We start from the raw sequence: 17,409 nt of genomic DNA on the forward strand, positions 1-17,409 counted from the left end.
CCCCTAGCCCTTCATCAAGTTGACGCCCTCAACCGAGATATCACCCCGGTTGCGGAAGTAGACGACGAGAATGGCGAGGCCGACCGCAGCTTCCGCTGCCGCCACCGTGAGCACGAACAGGGCAAAGACCTGGCCGGCGAGATCGCCGAGAAAGCTCGAAAACGCCACGAGATTGATATTGACCGACAGCAGGATCAGCTCGACCGACATCAGGATGATGATGACGTTCTTGCGGTTCACGAAGATGCCGAAGACACCAATGGTGAACATGATCGCCGCAACGGCGAGATAATGTCCCAGCCCGACTTCCATCATTCCCCAATCCCCTGTCCCGGCTTGATATCCAGCATGTCGATCGCGTCCTTGCGGTCCCGGCCGACCTGGGCCGAGACGCTCTGGCGCTTGACGCCCGGCTTGTGGCGCAGGGTCAGCACGATGGCGCCGATCATGGCGACCAGCAGCACCAGGCCAGCGATCTGGAAGAAGTAGACGTAATCGTCATAGATCAGCGTGCCGAGGGCTTCCACGTTCGACATGTCGCCCGGCATCACCGCGTCACGCAGCGCCATGGCCTGCGGCGCGGCCTGCCAGGTGAAGCCGATCATCGCCAGCTCCGCGGCCAGGACCAGTGCCACCAGCGCGCCCAGCGGAAGGTGTGACCACATCCCCTGGCGCAGCTCGGCAAAGTCGACGTCGAGCATCATCACCACAAACAGGAAGAGCACGGCGACGGCGCCGACATAGACCACGATCAGCAGCATGGCGAGGAACTCGGCGCCGAGCAGCACGAACAGTCCGGCCGCCGAAATGAAGGCCAGGATCAGGAACATGACGGACCTGACCGGGTTACGGGCAATGACGACCATCAGGGCCGACAGGATTGCCACTCCGGAAAAGGCCCAGAAGGCCAAAGATGCGAGCATGGCGCCCTCTTGCGTTGATTACACGTCGTGTCGCCGCTGATCAGCGGTACGGCGCGTCTAGTTCCAGATTCTTGGCAATTTCCCGTTCCCAGCGATCGCCGTTCTCGAGCAGTTTTGCCTTGTCGTAAAACAGTTCCTCGCGGGTCTCCGCCGCGAATTCGAAGTTCGGACCTTCCACGATCGCGTCGACCGGGCAGGCTTCCTGGCAATAGCCGCAATAGATGCACTTCGTCATGTCGATGTCGTAGCGCGTGGTGCGCCGCGACCCGTCCTCGCGCGGCTCGGCCTCGATGGTGATGGCCAGGGCCGGACACACCGCCTCGCACAGCTTGCAGGCAATGCAGCGCTCTTCCCCGTTGGGATAGCGGCGCAGCGCGTGCTGGCCCCGGAAGCGCGGGCTCAGCGGTCCCTTCTCGAACGGGTAGTTCAGCGTCGCCTTCTTCTTGAAGAAGTAGGTCATGCCGAGCCCGAAGGCGGACCAGAAGTCCATCAGGAGGGCACCGCGAATGGCTTGTTGGAAACGGCTCATGGGCATTATCCTTGCGGGCCGTAGACGACGGCAGCGCCGACCAGGGCGACCGCTGCCAGCGAGGTCGGCAGGAAGATCTTCCAGCCCAGACGCATCAGCTGGTCATAGCGGTAGCGCGGCACCAGCGCCTTCACCATCGCGAACATGAAGAAGAAGAACACGACCTTGGCGGCGAACCAGAAGAAGTGCCAGGCGTGCGAGGCCAGGTAGGGCCAGTCATTGACGAAACCGTCCGGGAACGGCGCATTCCAGCCACCGAAGAACAGGATGGTGGTCATGGCGCACATCAGAACGATGTTGAGATACTCGCCGACCATGAACAGCAGGTAGGGGGTCGAGGAATACTCGACCTGGTAACCCGCCACGAGTTCGGATTCCGCTTCCGGAAGGTCGAAGGGCGGCCGGTTGGTCTCGGCCAGTGCCGAGATGAAGAAGATCACCGCCATCGGCAGCATGACCAGGAACATCGGCAGCGGGAAGGCGTGGAAAGCCAGGAAATTCCAGTTCCAGAAGCCGCCGGCCTGGATCTCGATGATGTCGCTCAGGCGCATCGAACCGGAGAACAGCAGCACGGTGACAATGATGAAGCCGATCGAGACTTCGTAGGACACCATCTGCGCCGCCGAGCGCATGGCGCCGAGGAAGGGGTATTTCGAGTTCGAGGCCCAGCCGCCGATGATGATGCCGTAGACACCCAGCGACGACATGGCGAACAGGTAGAGGATGCCGACATTGATGTCGGCGATCACCCAGCCCGGCGCCACAGGCACCACGGCCCAGGTCACAAACGCCAGGATCAGCGTGATCAGCGGCGCCAGCAGGTAGAGCGAGCGGTCCGCCCCGGCCGGTACCACGATCTCCTTGAACACGAACTTGAAGAAGTCGGCGAAGGACTGCAGCAGGCCGAAGGCGCCAACCACGTTCGGGCCCTTGCGCATCTGCACCGCGGCCCAGACCTTGCGGTCCATCAGCAGCAGGAAGGCCAGCGAGACCAGCAGGACGATCATGAAGCCGAGGATCTGCAGCACGGCCATGCCGACCCCGCCCCAGACGCCGAATTGTTCGATGAAACCGCTCATCGCTTACTCCGCCGCAAGCTTGGCCGGATCCGCAGCGAGGGCGGCACATTCCGCCAGCGTCTTGGATGCCCGGGCAATCGGGTTGGTGAAATAGAAGCTGCGCACTGCCGGGGCGAAGTCCGCCGCCGCCAGCTCGCCGTCCTTGCCTATGGTCTTGACCGCGAACGCGCCAGCCGTGGCCGAGCCCGGGGCGTGGTCGATGCCGGCAAAGACCGGATGCTTGTCGAACAGGTCCTGGCGCAGCTGCACCAGATTGTCATACGGCAGGGTGTGACCGAGGCGTTCCGAGAGGGCGCGGAAGATGGCCCAGTTTTCCTTGGCCTCGCCCTTCGGGAAGACGGCCCGCTGGGCCAGCTGGACCCGGCCTTCCGTGTTGACGAACATGCCATCCTGTTCGGTCCAGGCGGCGCCCGGCAGGATCAGGTCCGCGCGGTGGGCGCCATTGTCACCATGACTGCCGACATAGATGACGAAGGCATCGCCGAACTGGCTCATGTCGAGCTCGTCGGCGCCCAACAGGACCACCGTGTCCAGCTCGCCGGCCTGCGCCGCCGCCTGGATGCCGGCGACGTCTCTGCCGCCCTCGCCCGGCAGGAAACCGAGATCGAGACCACCGACACGGCTGGCCGCCGTGTGCAGCACGTTGAAGCCGTTCCAGCCATCGGCGACCGCACCGACCGCATCGGCCAGCTCGCCGGCCGCGCGCAGAACCTGCGCGGCCTGTTCGCCGACCAGGGCGCTGCCGCCGAGAATGATCATCGGCCGCTGGGCATCCTTGAGCGTCTTGATGAAGCCTGAGCGCTTGCGCTTCAGCCCCGCCAGGTCGCTGGTCGAGGTGCCGACATGCTCGTATTCGTAGGACAGGTCGACGGCTTCGCCGATCAGCCCGACCTTGGTGTCATTGTGCAGCCAGGTCTTGCGGATGCGCGCATTGAGCACCGCCGCCTCGACGCGCGGATTGGCACCGATGATGAGGATGGCATCGGCCTCCTCGATGCCGGCGATGGTGGTGTTGAAGAGGTATTCCTCACGCGCACCGCCACCCAGCCGGGCGCCGTCCTGGCGACAATCCAGCGAACTCACGCCGAGGGCCGTGAACAGGTCCTTGGCGGCCTTCATCTCTTCCACCGAGCACAGATCACCGGCGATCACGCCGATCCGCGAGGCGTCGCCGCCCAGCTTCTCGGTGGCCACCGTGAGGGCCCGGCCCCAGTCGATGGCGGCCAACTTGCCGCCCTTGCGCTCATACGGCTTGTCGAGACGCTGCCGGCCCAGGCCTTCCCAGGCGTAGCGCGTCTTGTCGGAGATCCATTCCTCGTTCACGCCCTCGTGCACGCGCGGCAGGATGCGCAGCACGGCAGCGCCACGGGCGTCGAGGCGGATGTTCGAGCCCAGCGCGTCCATGACGTCGATGCTCTCGGTCTTCTTCAACTCCCACGGACGGGCATTGAAGGCATAGGGCTTCGAAGTCAGCGCGCCGACCGGGCACAAATCGATGACATTGCCCGACAGTTCCGAAGTGACCGCGCTTTCCAGGTAGGTGGTGATCTCGGCGTCCTCGCCGCGGCCGATCATGCCGATTTCAGGCGAGCCGGCGACCTCTGTGACGAAGCGGACGCAGCGCGTGCACTGGATGCAGCGCGTCATCTCCGTCTTGATGATCGGGCCCATCTCCTTGTCTTCGACGGCGCGCTTGTTCTCCGGATAGCGCGAGCCGGAACGGCCATAGACCAGAGACTGGTCCTGCAGGTCGCATTCTCCGCCCTGGTCACAGATCGGGCAGTCCAGCGGGTGGTTGATGAGCAGGAACTCCATCACCCCTTCGCGCGCCTTCTTGACCATCGGCGACAGCGTGTTCATCGCCGGCAGCTCGCCATTCGGGCCGCCGCGCATGTCCTTGACCTGCATGGCGCAGGACGCCGCCGGCTTGGGCGCGCCGACCAGCTCGACCAGGCACATGCGGCAGTTTCCGGCCACCGACAGGCGCTCGTGATAGCAGAACCGCGGAATTTCCCGCCCGGCCGTCTCGGCCGCCTGCAACAGCGTGTAGGAAGCCGGTACTTCGACTTCTTCGCCGTCAATGATGATTTTGCGGAGTTCGTCGCTCATCACTTAATCCTCGGCCGTCCGGCGCTTTCAGCCGGCTCGTTGGTGGTCGGCGTCGCAACAAACAGGTTGCGGACAATCGCCTTTAGGGTCATCGCGGCCTTCAGCACATGGTGCTTGGCCATGCGGGCCATATGAGCCGGACCGGAAGCTGCGGCGCAGGCCTCCGCTGATTCTATTGCGTCCAGATAGCGCTTCGGCGGCGTCTTATGGATCGCGATGGCTTTTTGGAAGTGGCTGACTGCAAGAGAGTAGTCAGCTTCGCGCATGCTCACCTCGCCGCGCAAATACCAGTTTTCCGCCCGCATTTCACGCAGTCTGACGGCGGCGCCCTTCCACAGGTGCGCGCTCGCTTCGACCGCCATTTCGAAGGGATACTCAATCGCTTCCTCGGCCTCGGGGTAAGCGCTGAAGTCCTCGTGGAACAGGCTGTCACGCTCGAGACCGGGGAAAAACTCCCGGCGCAGGGCATCATTGCCGGCCTTGAAGCTGTCATAGAAGGCGCGGGCCTTGGCGGCACTCACCGGGCGGTGCTCGCCGGCATAATTGGCTTCCAGGATGGCAATCAGGTCTCCGCGGTCCGGATTGAGCCGTTCATCCACACGGCCAGGTACATGCTGGTTGAAAGCGGTCAGATAGGCGAGCCCGAACGCCGACAGGGACCGGTTCCGCCGAGCCGGACGCGTCAGCCCGTCCAAGCCATCAATCCCCGCGGCCACGCGGAAATCGGCGGCCAGGTCCCGGCCTACCCACTGGTCCCGCTCAAACAGCCGGACATCGACGGCATCGCGACCGAAGGTCCGCGTCCAGCGCTCCACCAAGGCGGCATAATCGTAGTACGGCGCGCCGGCCGCCGGGAAAATTGGTGCCTTGTTCGGGTTACCTGCTTTCAGCCGCGTCGAATAAAGGCTGACCGCCACTTCGTCCTGCCGGCGCAAGTAGACGATAATCTTGACCTTATCGAAATGACGGTCCAGCAGGCGCTTGAGTTTGGCAACCTCTTCGACCGTCGACAGGCGGCTTTGCAGATGCTCGCTCGAAACGAGAACCGTGCAGTCTTCCGGGCACTGCGCGATGAGCTTTGCAACATCGTCTTCGACCGCCGCATCAAAGCGCTCGCGCTGCTCCGGATTGACCAGGCCGAACCGCGCATGAAGGTCCGTCCTGGAGCCCCCGTCACTCATGGCATACGCCGCCAGACGCGCATGATTGGTCCCGCCCAGAATGCCCGGCACGACATAGCCCGCCTCACACAGACGCTCCCGGTTCTGATGGATCAGATCCTGGATCGTCGTGGTCCCGGTCTTCTCGGTCCCGATGTGTATGACGGCGGTCTTGACCATGTGAACGGCTAACCCGGCCCTATTCCGCTGCGACTTGGCTGACAAACACCGGCTTGCCGGCGCGGTAATTGTTGATGCGGTCCTCGATCTCGTGGCGGAAGTGGCGGATCAGCCCCTGCACCGGCCACGCTGCCGCGTCACCGAGCGCACAGATCGTGTGGCCTTCCACCTGGCCAGCCACGTCGAGCAGCATGTCGATCTCTTCCGTCGAGCTCTCGCCGCGCGCCATGCGCTCGAGCACACGCCACATCCAGCCGGTGCCCTCGCGGCACGGCGTGCACTGGCCGCAGCTTTCGTGCTTGTAGAAATAGGAGATGCGCGAGATCGCCTTCACCACGTCGGTCGACTTGTCCATGACGATGACGGCGGCGGTGCCGAGGCCGGACTTGTGCGCTGCCAGGGCGTCGAAATCCATCAGCACGTCGTCGCAGATATCCTTGGGCAGGAGCGACACGGACGAACCGCCCGGGATCACCGCCTTGAGATTGTCCCAGCCGCCGCGCACGCCGCCGGCATGGGTCTCGATGAGCGTTCTCATCGGCACCGACATGGCTTCCTCGACATTGCACGGCTTGTTCACATGGCCGGAGATCGAGAAGATCTTGGTGCCGACATTGCGCTCGCGCCCGAAGCTGGCGAACCACTCGGCGCCGCGGCGCAGGATGGTGCCGGCGACGGCAATCGATTCCACATTGTTGACCGTGGTCGGGCAGCCGTAGAGGCCGGCATTGGCCGGGAATGGCGGCTTGAGACGCGGCTGGCCCTTCTTGCCTTCCAGGCTTTCCAGCAGGGCCGTTTCCTCGCCGCAGATATAGGCGCCGGCGCCGTGATGGATGTAGACGTGGAAGTCCCAGCCATGCACGTTGTCATCGCCGATCAGCTTGGCCTCATAGGCCTCCCGGACGGCCTTCTCCATGGCCAGGCGCTCGGTGACATATTCGCCGCGCAGATAGATGTAGCACTCGTGCGCCTGCATCGCGAAAGAGGCGATCAGGCAGCCCTCGATCAGGAGGTGCGGGTCGTGCCGCATGATCTCGCGATCCTTGCACGTGCCCGGCTCGGACTCGTCGGCATTGACCACCAGGTAGTGCGGGCGCTTGCCCACTTCCTTGGGCATGAAGGACCATTTCAGCCCGGTCGGGAAACCGGCGCCGCCGCGGCCGCGCAGGCCCGACGCCTTCATGTTGTCGATGATCCAGTCCCGGCCCTGCTGCAGCATCTCGCCGGTCATGTTCCAGGCGCCGCGCTGCTTGGCGGCGTCAAGATCCGGCGAGTGGTGACCGAACAGATTGGTGAAGATCCGGTCCTTGTCCTGGAGGAGTTGGGTCATGCTCAGCCCTCCGCCTTCTGGGTGTTCGGCAGCGTGAATTTCTCCGCGCGCGACCCGTCATAGAGCGATTTGTCGGTCAGGAGTTCGGTACCGTGCGGTTCCGACGCGTTGCGGTCGGAGTGCGGCCCGTATTTGACGTCCTTGCCAGCGGCGAGATCGTCGAGCAGCTGCTCGAAGCCTTCCGGCGTCAGATCCTCGATGTAATGGTCGCCATCGGCATTGGCGAGCTGGATCATCGGCGCATTGGCGCAGGCGCCCATGCACTCGACCTCGACCCAGGTGAACTTGCCGTCGGCGGAGATCTCGTGGCGCTTGCCGATGCGCTTCTCGCACACCTTCATCAGGTCCTCGGCCCCGCGCAGCATGCACGGCGTGGTGCCGCACACCTGGACCAGGTGCTCGCCGACCGGGGCGAGATTGAACATGGTGTAGAAGGTGGCGACCTCGTAGACGCGGATATACGGCATCTCGAGGCGCTCGGCGATCAGGCGGATGGCCGGCTCCGGCACCCAGCCCTCCTGCTTCTGGGCAATCCAGAGCATCGGAATAACCGCTGACGCCTTCTTGGCTTCCGGGTACTTCTTCAACCAGAACTTGATCTCATCTTCGCTCTTCGCATTGAAGGCAAAGCTGTCCGGCTGCTGCTTGGCGAGGCGGCGAACGCTCATCGGTCGATCTCCCCGAAGACCACGTCCAGCGACCCGATGATCGCCGAAACGTCGGCCAGCATGTGGCCCTTGCTCAGATAATCCATGGCCGCCAGATGGGCATAGCCGGGCGCGCGGATCTTGACCCGGTACGGCTTGTTCGAGCCGTCCGAGACGAGGTACACGCCGAACTCGCCCTTGGGCGCCTCGACGGCGGCGTAGACCTCGCCCTCCTCGACGTGCACACCTTCGGTGTAGAGCTTGAAGTGCTGGATCAGCGCTTCCATCGAGCGCTTCATCTCGGCCCGGCGCGGCGGCGAGAACTTGCTGTCCGTGGCCAGGACCTCGCCGGCATTCTCCGGCTGCATCAGCCAGTCACAGCACTGGATTATGATCTTCACGCTCTCGCGCATCTCTTCCATGCGGCACAGATAGCGATCATAGCAATCGCCATTCTTGCCGATGGGGACGTCGAATTCGAGCTCGTTGTAGACTTCGTAGGGCTGCGCGCGGCGCAGGTCCCAGGCGAGGCCGGAACCGCGCACCATGACGCCGGAGAAGCCCCAGGCCAGCGCGTCTTCCTTCGACACCACGCCGATATCGACATTGCGCTGCTTGAAGATGCGGTTTTCCGTCAGCAGGCTGTCAATGTCATCCAGCGCCTTGGGGAAGGTGTCGCACCAGGTGCGGATATCCTGGATGAGCTGCGGCGGCAGGTCCTGGTGCACGCCGCCCGGGCGGAAGTAGTGCGCGTGCATGCGGCTGCCAGAGGCGCGCTCATAGAACACCATCAGCTTTTCGCGTTCTTCGAAGCCCCACAGCGGCGGCGTCAGCGCGCCGACATCCATGGCCTGGGTGGTGACGTTGAGCAAATGGCTCAGTATCCGGCCGATCTCGCAGTACAGCACGCGCACGAACTGGCCCCGGCGCGGCACCTCAATGCCGGCAAGCCGTTCAGCGGCCAGGCAGAAGGCGTGCTCCTGGTTCATCGGCGCCACATAGTCGAGGCGGTCGAAATAGCCGATGCCCTGGAGATAGGTCTTGTGTTCCAGCAACTTCTCGGTGCCGCGATGCAGCAGGCCGATATGGGGATCGACGCGCTCGACGACTTCGCCGTCCAGCTCCAGCACCAGGCGAAGCACGCCGTGCGCGGCCGGGTGCTGCGGTCCGAAATTGATCGTGAAATTGCGTTCCGAGGTGGGGGTTTCGATATCGGCCATGGTCTACTTGCCCTTCCCTTCGAACGCCTTCTCGTCACCCGGGATGACGTATTTGGCGCCTTCCCACGGGCTCATGAAGTCAAAGTCGCGGTATTCCTGGACCAGCTCGACGGGCTCGTAGACCACGCGCTTCTCTTCCTCGTCCCAGCGCACTTCGACATAGCCGGTGAGCGGGAAGTCCTTGCGCAGCGGATAGCCTTCGAAACCGTAATCGGTCAGCAGGCGACGCAGGTCCGGATGACCGGAGAACACGATACCGTACATGTCGAAGGCCTCGCGCTCGAACCAGTTGGCGACCGGATAGAGCTCGGCCACCGACGGCACCGGGTTTTCCTCGTCCGTGTTCAGCTTGACGCGGATGCGGTGGTTCTGGTGCATCGACAGCAGGTGGTAGACCACTTCGAAACGATCCGGTCTGCCGGGATAGTCGACACCGCAAATGTCGATCAGGCTGGTGAAGCGGCACGCCGCGTCATCACGCAGGAAGGTCAGCACCGGCTCGATGCGGTCACGGTGGATGTGCACCGTCAGCTCGCCGTGCTCGATATTCCAGGCCGTCACCGCCGCGTCCTGGGCCGCGGCAATGTGCTCACCGAGAAGTTTGAGGGATTCGCTCATCTGCCCTGCTCTCCTAGCGCTCGATCGAGCCTTCGCGACGGATTTTCTTCTGCAATTGCAGAATGCCGTAGACCAGCGCTTCCGCGGTCGGCGGGCAGCCCGGCACATAGACGTCGACCGGCACGATGCGATCGCATCCGCGCACGACGGAATAGGAATAATGGTAATAGCCGCCGCCATTGGCGCACGAGCCCATGGAGATGACGTAGCGCGGCTCGGGCATCTGGTCGTAGACCTTGCGCAGGGCCGGAGCCATCTTGTTGGTCAGGGTGCCGGCGACGATCATCACGTCCGACTGGCGCGGGGAAGCGCGCGGCGCAAAGCCGAAGCGCTCGACGTCATAACGCGGCATGGAAGCCTGCATCATTTCCACCGCGCAGCACGCCAGGCCGAAGGTCATCCACATCAGCGAGCCGGTGCGCGCCCAGGTCACCAGGTCATCGGCCGCCGCCACCACGAAGCCCTTGTCGGCCAGCTGATCGCTGACACCGTCAAAGAACGGGTCGTGCTTCTTGGGATCATAGCCCGGCACGGTGGCACGGCCGGCCATGCCGGCGTGGGGGGTCAGATCAGAACTCATGGACTACTCCCAATCCAGCGCGCCTTTTTTCAGCTCGTAAATGAAGCCGACGGTGAGCACGGTAAGGAAGACCATCATCGACCAGAATTCGAACTCGCCGAGATGCTCGCGCAGGCTGACCGCCCAGGGGAACAGGAAGGCGACCTCGAGGTCGAAGATGATGAACAGGATGGCGACGAGATAGAAGCGCACGTCGAATTTCATGCGCGCATCGTCGAATGCGTTGAATCCACACTCATACGTGGAGACTTTTTCCGGGTCCGGTTTCGACGGAGCGATCACGAATGCGGCGAGCATGAAGCCCAGACCAATCGCGGCAGCCAGACCGAAGAAAATCAGAATCGGCAGATAATCGAGAAGCAGCGCGTCCATCGCCAACCTCGCCTCGTTGCGTGCGGATGGGCGGGGAGGCCTTGCAATGCTGGCAAATTCCGTCTCGAAACGGAAATGTGATGCCAAGCAGGCCCCCTGCCCGATTTGGCGCGGAAGCTAGTGTGCTGCGACGCGAGGAGCAAGGGCTAAAGGCCGCTGGCGTCAGTGCCAATTGCCGCACCCCGACTGGATTTTTCGCAAATGCGAACCGTTTGCAGCGCCGGATCGCAAAGGATCAACTTGCATCATGGTGGAAAGCTGTTTGAATCATCCCACCATCGTCGGACCGAATTGGGCTGGCTTGACCTGTCCGGCGGCCGGGCTAGCTGTCGGTCCATCGGCGCAAGGAGATGTTCATGACCGAAAAACTCGACGAAGTTGAAGCGACGCAGGCCACCAAGGGGCTGGGCGTCAAATGGGTCCTCGTGGTCGGGACCGTCGCGGCGGTCATCGCCCTGTTTGCAATCTTCGCGGTCTGGACCTGATCCGGACCCGCGGCTGAAGCGGCGCATCCGGCCATGCTCAACGACTATATCGGTGTCCTTGGCTTTCTGGTGATCGCAGGGGCCTTCTCATGGCTCGTCGATCACAGTCCGCTTGCCAAGTACACGTTGACGCGGGCCATGGATGTGCACCGCAAGCGCTGGATGATCCACATGGCCGGGCGCACCGTGCGCATCATGGACGGCCAGATCATCGCCGGCCTGCAGAACGGCATCGCGTTCTTTGCGTCCACTGCCCTGCTCGGCATCGGTGCCGCCTTCACGCTGCTGACCGCGCTCGACCCGGTGATCGCCGCGGTCAATGACGTACCCTTGTTTACGGCGAGTTCGCGTCAGCAGTGGGAAGTCATGACCTTGGGCCTGCTCGGCCTGTACGCCTACGCCTTCTTCAAGTTCGGCTGGTCCTACCGGCTGGTCAATTATTCCGCCATGCTGCTGGGCGCGACGCCGGATATCCAGCGTGACGGAGAGCCCGACGAGGCCACCCTGCGCGCCGCCTACCGGGCCGGCGCCATGAGCGTGGCCGCCGGCCGCCAGTTCAATCGCGGCCTGCGCACGCTGTTTCTGTCGATCGGCTATCTGGCCTGGATCGCGGGCCCCTGGGCCCAGATCGGCATGACGCTGCTGGTCACCGGCATTCTGACCTTGCGCCAGTTCTCCGGCCCCGCCCTCGCCGCGGCGATGACGGCGGACGAGGACGCGATGGCCAGTATCGATGCCATGCCCCGGAAATCATGATTGTTTAAGGTCCTTGGTCGATAACATCGAGGGAGCAATCATCCGGAGCGCCTTATGTCGGCCACTCCAGCCTCATGCAGCCTCTGCTCCAAGCGAGAGGGGCGCGCCTTTGCAACGCCGATCCGCATGGCTTTCCAGCCGATCGTGGATATTGCGGCGGGCAGCGTCTTTGCCCATGAAGCCCTGCTGCGCGGGCCGGACGGCGAAGGTGCCGGAGACGTCCTCGCGACCGTCGACTCGTTCAATCGCTACAGCTTCGACCAGAAATGCCGGATCACGGCCATCCGCACCGCGTCACAAATCGGCATACCGACTCCAATCACCATCAACTTCATGCCCAATGCGGTGTACGAGCCGGCCAACTGCATCCGCGCCACCCTGGCCGCCGCTCGCCGCCATGATTTTCCGCTCACCAACATCATATTCGAGTTCACCGAGACCGAAGCGGTCACCGACAGCGGCAAGCTCAAGGCCATCATGCAGGAATATGCCCAGCACGGCTTCCGTACCGCGATCGACGATTTCGGTGCCGGGCATTCCGGTCTCAATCTGCTGGCCGACCTGCAGCCCGACTTCATCAAGCTCGACATGCATCTGACGCGTGGGATCGACAGCGACAAGCGCCGCCAGGCGATCGTCCGGTCGATGGTGACACTGTGCCGGGAACTCGACATCGTGGTGATTGCCGAGGGCATCGAGACGGTTGCCGAAATGGCCACCCTGAAACATCTCGGCATCAGCCTGATCCAAGGCTATCTCTTCACCAAGCCCTTGCTCGAGGACTACTATCCCGACAGCCGGATCCTCCAGGCCATGGCCGCCTGACGCCGAGACCCGGCCCTCCCCGGCGCCCTGATTTCATCCGCCCGGACCCTGGCCCGCCCGGACAGGAGTTGCCCGCCCAGCCGGTTTGCGTCCAGATTGCGGACCAGACGATTCTTTGAGCTGGGGGACAGACAATGAAAATAGGTACGGCCATCCTCAACACGGTCGAGCGCGCTGGCAATCGCCTGCCAGACCCGGTCACCATTTTCGTCATCCTGATCGGCGTCGTCATGGTCGCCTCGGTCATCGCCGCGCTCGCCGGCTTGCAAGCCGTCCACCCGCTGACCGGCGACACGGTGGTGGCCCAGAACCTGCTCTCACCGGCCAACATCCAGCGCCTGCTGCTGGAAATGCCCGACACCTTCACCAGCTTCCACCCGCTCGGCATGGTCCTCGTGGTGATGATCGGTGCCGGCCTGGCCGAGCGCGCCGGCCTGTTCGGGGCCGGCCTGCGCAGCCTGGTCAGCGGCATCCCCGGATTCCTCCTGACCCCGACCCTGGTGTTCGCCGGCATCATGAGCAATCTCGCCGTCGACGCCGGCTATGTCGTGCTCATCCCGCTCGGCGGCATTGTCTTCGCCGCTGCCGGCCGCAACCCGGTGGCCGGCATGGCTGCCACCTTCGCCGGCGTGTCGGCCGGCTTCTCGGCCAACCTCGTGGTCGGCGCCCTGGAAGCCCTCCTGTTCGGCATCACCACGAGCTCGGCGCAATTCCTCGTCCCCGACGCCGAGATCGCGCTGACCGGCAACTGGTATTTCACCGCCGCCCTGACCCCGGTCCTGATCGTCGTCGTCACCCTGGTCACCGATCTCGTCGTGGAACCCCGCCTCGGCCCGTGGACACCCAGCGCCGACTTCAAGGCTCCGGACAATGAGAATGGCGAGCTGTCCAAGCCGGAACGCAGCGGCCTGCGCTGGTCCGGCCTGGCCCTGCTGGCCGTGACCGGTCTGACCCTGTTCCTCGTCTTCGGTCCCGGCCAGACGCTGCAGGACCCGACCAATCTGGACAATCCCTACGCGCCGCTGCTCAACAGCCTGGTCGCCATCATCTTCATTGCCTTCCTGGCGATGGGCCTGGCCTACGGCATCGCCGCCGGCACCATCCGCTCCGACCGTGACGCGGTGCAGATGGCCTCCAAATCCATGGCCGACATGGGTCTGTACATCATCCTGGCCTTCGCCATGGCCCACTTCATCGCCCTGTTCAACTGGTCGAACCTCGGCATTTTGACCGCCATTGGCGGAGGCGAGGTGCTCGGCCAGCTCGACCTGCCCGCCCCGGTCCTGCTGATCGCCATGATCCTCGTGGTTGCGGTGCTCAACCTGTTCATCGGTTCAGCCTCGGCCAAATGGGCCCTGATCGGGCCGGTCCTGGTGCCGATGCTGATGCTGCAGGGCATATCGCCCGAAGCCTCCACCCTCGCCTACCGGATGGGCGACCAGGCGACCAATATCATCACCCCGCTGATGCCCTACCTGCCGCTGGTCCTGGTATTCGCCCAGCGCTATGTGCCGGACTTCGGGCTGGGCAGCCTGATTGCGACCATGCTGCCCTACTCGCTGGCCATCCTGGTCTCGTCCATGGTGCTGATGGGTATCTGGTTCGCCCTCGGCCTGCCGCTCGGCCCGGCGGGCGCGGAATTCTTCTACACCCTGCCGGAAGGCGCGGCTGTCGCCACGCCATAGGCGACGCCGCCAGAAACGGAAAACGCCTCCCCGAACAGTCGGGGAGGCGTCTTTTTGTGTGCAGATTGGCGCCGCCGCTAGCTGGCGGAAGCCGGGGCCGCCGCTGACCGGCCCGGTCGACGGTTTCGGCCATGGCTGGCCGGTCGACCCTGGCCACCCGGACGCCCCTGGCCGCCCGGACGACCGCCGCCCTGGCCGTTGCGCGCCTGGTTCTGGCGCGGCTGGCCCTGGGCCAGGTGGGGACCGGACTTGCGGCCACCGCGGCGCTTCTTCTTGGCCGGCTTTTCCAGATCGGCCAGGCGGTGGAATTCAGCCTCGTCGGTAATGAATTCCTTCTCGATCGTGAGGCCGGTCAGCTTCTCGATATCCTTGAGATATTCGCGCTCGCTGGGATCACACAGGCCGATCGCCACACCGCTCTTGCCGGCCCGCGCCGTCCGCCCGATGCGGTGGACATAGCTTTCCGGGATGTTCGGCAGCTCGTAATTGATCACGTGCGAGACACCGTCGACATCAATACCGCGCGCCGCAATGTCGGTGGCCACCAGCATCTTGATCGCGCCGGTCTTGAAGCCGTCGAGCGCCTTGATGCGCTGGGCCTGGCTCTTGTTGCCGTGGATCGCCGCTGCCTTGAGGCCGTACTTCACCAGGTGTTTCTGCACCTTGTCGGCGCCGTGCTTGGTGCGGGTGAAGACGATGGCGCGCTCGACCGAGCGGTCGGACAGGATCTCCAGCAGCAGGTCCTTCTTGGCCTCTTTCGAGGTCAGCAGCATCTGCTGGTCGATACGGTCGACCGGCTTGGACACCGGGTCGACGGCGATCTGGAACGGATCGTCCAGCAGCTCGTGCGCCAGGGCCCGGATCGGCTTGGGCATGGTCGCCGACAGGAGCGCCGTCTGGCGCTTGGCCGGCAACTGGGCCACGACCTGGCGGATGGCCGGGAAGAAGCCCAGGTCGAGCATCTGGTCGGCCTCGTCGAGGATCAGCGTCTTGACGTCACCCAGCTTGACCGCGCCGGAACGCGCATGGTCGAGCAGGCGGCCCGGCGTTGCCACCAGGATGTCGACGCCCTTGGCCAGGGCGCGGATCTGCGGACCCGGCTTCACGCCGCCCACGACCAGGGTCGAGGACACGCGCATATGCTTGCCATAGGTGCGCACGCTTTCCAGGATCTGGGCCGACAGCTCGCGCGTCGGCGACAGGATCAGGGCGCGGCAGCACTTGGGCCCCGGACGCTGCTTTTCATTGGCAATCTGGTGCAGCAGCGGCAGCACGAAGGACGCCGTCTTGCCGGAACCGGTCTGGGCCGTGCCCAGGAGGTCGCGGCCGTCGATGAGGGCGGGAATGGCCTGCGCCTGGATCGGCGTCGGGCTTTCGTAACCCTCGTCCGTGAGAGCGCGCAGAATGGGTTCGGCCAGGCCGAGATCGGTAAATTGAGTCAAAGGGAAATACTTTCAGATACGGCCGCGCAGCCGGTTCTCCGGCGCGTCGGCAACAGGGATAATGTCGGAAGCTTGCGTAGATCAGCTGCCAGTTCGGGCGGCGCCGGAGCGCCTCGGGTGGCAGGGATCAATACGCGATCGGGGGACCTCGAAACGGTCAACCACACGATTGTCTTGCCAACGTCGCCCCGCCTGGAAACCCTTCGGTTTCCCTACACACGGGATGATCGTGAGGCCCGTGTCACACGTTTCGCCCGGGCATGCAAACGAATTCAGCGCATGGTTTATGCAGGTTCGCCACGATCCCCGGCCGTTCCCGCCTGCTGCCGGTAGGCCCGCGGGGTACAGCCGACATTGCGCTTGAACGCCTTGTAGAAGGTCGAGCGGCTGTTGAAACCGACCGCCAGGGCGGTGTCCAGCACCGTCTCGCGTCCACTGAGCAGGCGCGGCTTGGCAGCCTCGACACGCCACCGGTTGACGAAATCGAAGAAGGTCTCGCCCACGGTTTCATTGAGCGTTTGCGACACCAAGTTGGGAGCCGCCCCGACCGCCTTGGCCAGGCTACCCAGCGACAGGCTGGCATCCTCGTACAGGCGGCTGTCGCGCATAACGCGCTCCAGTTTGCCGGCTATCCGCGCGGCCTGCTCCGCCGACAGCGCCGAACGGCCATATTTGCCGGCTGGCTCCGGCACACCCCGCGACTCCGCTCCTGCCTCGGCCCGACCCGGACCTGTCAAACCTGCAAGCAGCAGACTGGCCTCGAACGCCAGGCCGAGTCCCAGCACGCCTTCCAGCGGCGCCAGGCTGAACCCCCACAGATTATCTGTCACCAGACTGCCGACGATCAGCACCCAGCCGACAGCCAGCACGCCGAGCAGCACGTCGAACTCCCGCACTTCCAGGCCTTCTGTGTTTGAATACCGATGCTTCAGCGCGTTTCGGTAGCGCCGCAATAGCCGTGCCGTCTGCCAGCCATCCCACATCGTCCGCGCGCACCAGGCCAGGATCAGCACAAACACGCATAGCACCCATATCAGCCCGGGAAGGCTGACGGGATCAGCGCCGTCCACCAGTATGGCAAGGCGTTGGGACGATGGCAGCGCGAGGAATCCCGCCACCAGCACAGCCCCGGCCAGGGTCGGACTCCAGCGCCGCCACCAGGCCAGCCCGCGCGCCGGCGCCGCGCCGACCAGGCGCTCCGCATAGCGGCGGACACAGACCGGCAGGGCCATCAGTGCCGGCAGCATCACCAGCAAATGGGCCGGCGCCAAGCCGGGCAGGAAGGCACCGACCAGCGGTCCGGCGGCCAGAACCGCGACCAATGCGTGCAGAATGGCCAGGCTCGATCGCTGGCCCCGCCCCGCCATTCGCGCGCTGGCCAGAATCGCCACCGCAGCGACACCGAGTACCGCGGCCGATAGCGCCAGCGCCCCGTTTGCTACCCCGATCTCAGCCATCTCGGCTCACCC

At 64.3% G+C, this 17,409-nt stretch carries 18 protein-coding genes; 4 read left to right on the top strand and 14 right to left on the bottom strand.

Going from position 1 to position 17,409, the window contains the following annotated elements; genetic code table 11:
* Positions 1-3: 3 nt before the first annotated feature.
* From nuoK to ACXYMR_RS08855, 12 genes are read right to left on the bottom strand one after another with little or no spacing between them, the layout of a single operon-like run.
* Complete coding sequence (gene nuoK, locus ACXYMR_RS08800; RefSeq protein WP_458942523.1) at positions 4-312, bottom strand: NADH-quinone oxidoreductase subunit NuoK; 309 nt, start codon at positions 310-312, stop codon at positions 4-6.
* A complete protein-coding gene (locus ACXYMR_RS08805; protein ID WP_458942481.1) occupies positions 312-923 on the bottom strand; it encodes an NADH-quinone oxidoreductase subunit J in 612 nt (203 codons plus the stop codon). The genes nuoK and ACXYMR_RS08805 overlap by 1 nt, the downstream gene beginning before the upstream one ends.
* Before the next feature lie 40 nt (positions 924-963).
* Positions 964-1,452, bottom strand: a complete 489-nt coding sequence (nuoI, locus tag ACXYMR_RS08810) for an NADH-quinone oxidoreductase subunit NuoI (protein ID WP_458942482.1) — start codon at positions 1,450-1,452, stop codon at positions 964-966.
* 5 nt (positions 1,453-1,457) lie between these two features.
* Positions 1,458-2,531, bottom strand: a complete 1,074-nt coding sequence (gene nuoH / locus ACXYMR_RS08815; protein WP_458942483.1) for an NADH-quinone oxidoreductase subunit NuoH — start codon at positions 2,529-2,531, stop codon at positions 1,458-1,460.
* Between the two features lie 3 nt (positions 2,532-2,534).
* Positions 2,535-4,640, bottom strand: coding sequence for an NADH-quinone oxidoreductase subunit NuoG (nuoG, locus tag ACXYMR_RS08820; RefSeq protein WP_458942484.1), 2,106 nt, complete (start codon positions 4,638-4,640; stop codon positions 2,535-2,537).
* Positions 4,640-5,980, bottom strand: a complete 1,341-nt coding sequence (locus ACXYMR_RS08825; RefSeq protein ID WP_458942485.1) for a hypothetical protein — start codon at positions 5,978-5,980, stop codon at positions 4,640-4,642. Before ACXYMR_RS08825 ends, nuoG begins: the two co-directional genes overlap by 1 nt.
* Positions 5,981-5,999: 19 nt before the next feature.
* Positions 6,000-7,310 carry an NADH-quinone oxidoreductase subunit NuoF gene (nuoF, locus tag ACXYMR_RS08830; protein WP_458942486.1) on the bottom strand — a complete coding sequence of 437 codons (1,311 nt, stop codon included), beginning with the start codon at positions 7,308-7,310 and terminating at the stop codon, positions 6,000-6,002.
* Between the two features lie 2 nt (positions 7,311-7,312).
* Positions 7,313-7,978, bottom strand: coding sequence for an NADH-quinone oxidoreductase subunit NuoE (gene nuoE, locus ACXYMR_RS08835; protein ID WP_458942487.1), 666 nt, complete (start codon positions 7,976-7,978; stop codon positions 7,313-7,315).
* On the bottom strand, positions 7,975-9,177 hold the full coding sequence (locus ACXYMR_RS08840; RefSeq protein WP_458942488.1) for an NADH-quinone oxidoreductase subunit D: 1,203 nt from the start codon (positions 9,175-9,177) through the stop codon (positions 7,975-7,977). The genes nuoE and ACXYMR_RS08840 overlap by 4 nt, the downstream gene beginning before the upstream one ends.
* Before the next feature lie 3 nt (positions 9,178-9,180).
* Complete coding sequence (locus ACXYMR_RS08845) at positions 9,181-9,795, bottom strand: NADH-quinone oxidoreductase subunit C (RefSeq protein WP_458942489.1); 615 nt, start codon at positions 9,793-9,795, stop codon at positions 9,181-9,183.
* 13 nt (positions 9,796-9,808) lie between these two features.
* Entirely contained in the window at positions 9,809-10,375 is a 567-nt protein-coding gene (locus ACXYMR_RS08850; protein WP_458942490.1) for a NuoB/complex I 20 kDa subunit family protein, read from the bottom strand.
* Positions 10,376-10,378: 3 nt separating this feature from the next.
* On the bottom strand, positions 10,379-10,747 hold the full coding sequence (locus ACXYMR_RS08855) for an NADH-quinone oxidoreductase subunit A (RefSeq protein WP_458942524.1): 369 nt from the start codon (positions 10,745-10,747) through the stop codon (positions 10,379-10,381).
* A 356-nt stretch (positions 10,748-11,103) separates the two neighbouring features.
* Between ACXYMR_RS08855 and ACXYMR_RS08860 the strand changes: the two genes are divergently transcribed.
* The 4 genes from ACXYMR_RS08860 (at position 11,104) to ACXYMR_RS08875 (ending at position 14,498) form a co-directional block, all read left to right on the top strand.
* A complete protein-coding gene (locus ACXYMR_RS08860; protein ID WP_458942491.1) occupies positions 11,104-11,232 on the top strand; it encodes a hypothetical protein in 129 nt (42 codons plus the stop codon).
* Positions 11,233-11,265: 33 nt separating this feature from the next.
* On the top strand, positions 11,266-11,988 hold the full coding sequence (locus ACXYMR_RS08865; protein ID WP_458942492.1) for a DUF599 domain-containing protein: 723 nt from the start codon (positions 11,266-11,268) through the stop codon (positions 11,986-11,988).
* A 54-nt stretch (positions 11,989-12,042) separates the two neighbouring features.
* Positions 12,043-12,813 (top strand): EAL domain-containing protein, encoded by a 771-nt coding sequence (locus tag ACXYMR_RS08870; protein ID WP_458942493.1) that lies wholly within the window; start codon positions 12,043-12,045, stop codon positions 12,811-12,813.
* Between the two features lie 134 nt (positions 12,814-12,947).
* Positions 12,948-14,498: an AbgT family transporter gene (locus ACXYMR_RS08875; protein ID WP_458942494.1), complete on the top strand. Its 1,551-nt coding sequence runs from the start codon at positions 12,948-12,950 to the stop codon at positions 14,496-14,498.
* Between the two features lie 77 nt (positions 14,499-14,575).
* On the opposite strand, the gene ACXYMR_RS08880 is transcribed toward ACXYMR_RS08875, so the two are convergent.
* Together ACXYMR_RS08880 and ACXYMR_RS08885 are read right to left on the bottom strand one after the other, a co-directional pair.
* Entirely contained in the window at positions 14,576-15,940 is a 1,365-nt protein-coding gene (locus tag ACXYMR_RS08880) for a DEAD/DEAH box helicase (protein WP_458942495.1), read from the bottom strand.
* 284 nt (positions 15,941-16,224) lie between these two features.
* Complete coding sequence (locus ACXYMR_RS08885) at positions 16,225-17,397, bottom strand: helix-turn-helix domain-containing protein (protein WP_458942496.1); 1,173 nt, start codon at positions 17,395-17,397, stop codon at positions 16,225-16,227.
* Positions 17,398-17,409: the final 12 nt, after the last annotated feature.

Source organism: Maricaulis sp. CAU 1757 (genome assembly GCF_054482675.1).

Bases quoted from the DNA above. Each gene is read 5' to 3' on its own strand.
- nuoG (WP_458942484.1), bottom strand. From the start codon at position 4,640: ATGAGCGACGAACTCCGCAAAATCATCATTGACGGCGAAGAAGTCGAA.
- ACXYMR_RS08805 (WP_458942481.1), bottom strand. From the start codon at position 923: ATGCTCGCATCTTTGGCCTTCTGGGCCTTTTCCGGAGTGGCAATCCTG.
- ACXYMR_RS08855 (WP_458942524.1), bottom strand. From the start codon at position 10,747: ATGGACGCGCTGCTTCTCGATTATCTGCCGATTCTGATTTTCTTCGGT.
- ACXYMR_RS08875 (WP_458942494.1), top strand. From the start codon at position 12,948: ATGAAAATAGGTACGGCCATCCTCAACACGGTCGAGCGCGCTGGCAAT.
- ACXYMR_RS08850 (WP_458942490.1), bottom strand. From the start codon at position 10,375: ATGAGTTCTGATCTGACCCCCCACGCCGGCATGGCCGGCCGTGCCACC.
- nuoK (WP_458942523.1), bottom strand. From the start codon at position 312: ATGGAAGTCGGGCTGGGACATTATCTCGCCGTTGCGGCGATCATGTTC.
- nuoF (WP_458942486.1), bottom strand. From the start codon at position 7,310: ATGACCCAACTCCTCCAGGACAAGGACCGGATCTTCACCAATCTGTTC.
- ACXYMR_RS08825 (WP_458942485.1), bottom strand. From the start codon at position 5,980: ATGGTCAAGACCGCCGTCATACACATCGGGACCGAGAAGACCGGGACC.
- nuoE (WP_458942487.1), bottom strand. From the start codon at position 7,978: ATGAGCGTTCGCCGCCTCGCCAAGCAGCAGCCGGACAGCTTTGCCTTC.
- nuoH (WP_458942483.1), bottom strand. From the start codon at position 2,531: ATGAGCGGTTTCATCGAACAATTCGGCGTCTGGGGCGGGGTCGGCATG.
- ACXYMR_RS08865 (WP_458942492.1), top strand. From the start codon at position 11,266: ATGCTCAACGACTATATCGGTGTCCTTGGCTTTCTGGTGATCGCAGGG.
- nuoI (WP_458942482.1), bottom strand. From the start codon at position 1,452: ATGAGCCGTTTCCAACAAGCCATTCGCGGTGCCCTCCTGATGGACTTC.
- ACXYMR_RS08860 (WP_458942491.1), top strand. From the start codon at position 11,104: ATGACCGAAAAACTCGACGAAGTTGAAGCGACGCAGGCCACCAAGGGG.
- ACXYMR_RS08840 (WP_458942488.1), bottom strand. From the start codon at position 9,177: ATGGCCGATATCGAAACCCCCACCTCGGAACGCAATTTCACGATCAAT.
- ACXYMR_RS08885 (WP_458942496.1), bottom strand. From the start codon at position 17,397: ATGGCTGAGATCGGGGTAGCAAACGGGGCGCTGGCGCTATCGGCCGCG.
- ACXYMR_RS08870 (WP_458942493.1), top strand. From the start codon at position 12,043: ATGTCGGCCACTCCAGCCTCATGCAGCCTCTGCTCCAAGCGAGAGGGG.
- ACXYMR_RS08845 (WP_458942489.1), bottom strand. From the start codon at position 9,795: ATGAGCGAATCCCTCAAACTTCTCGGTGAGCACATTGCCGCGGCCCAG.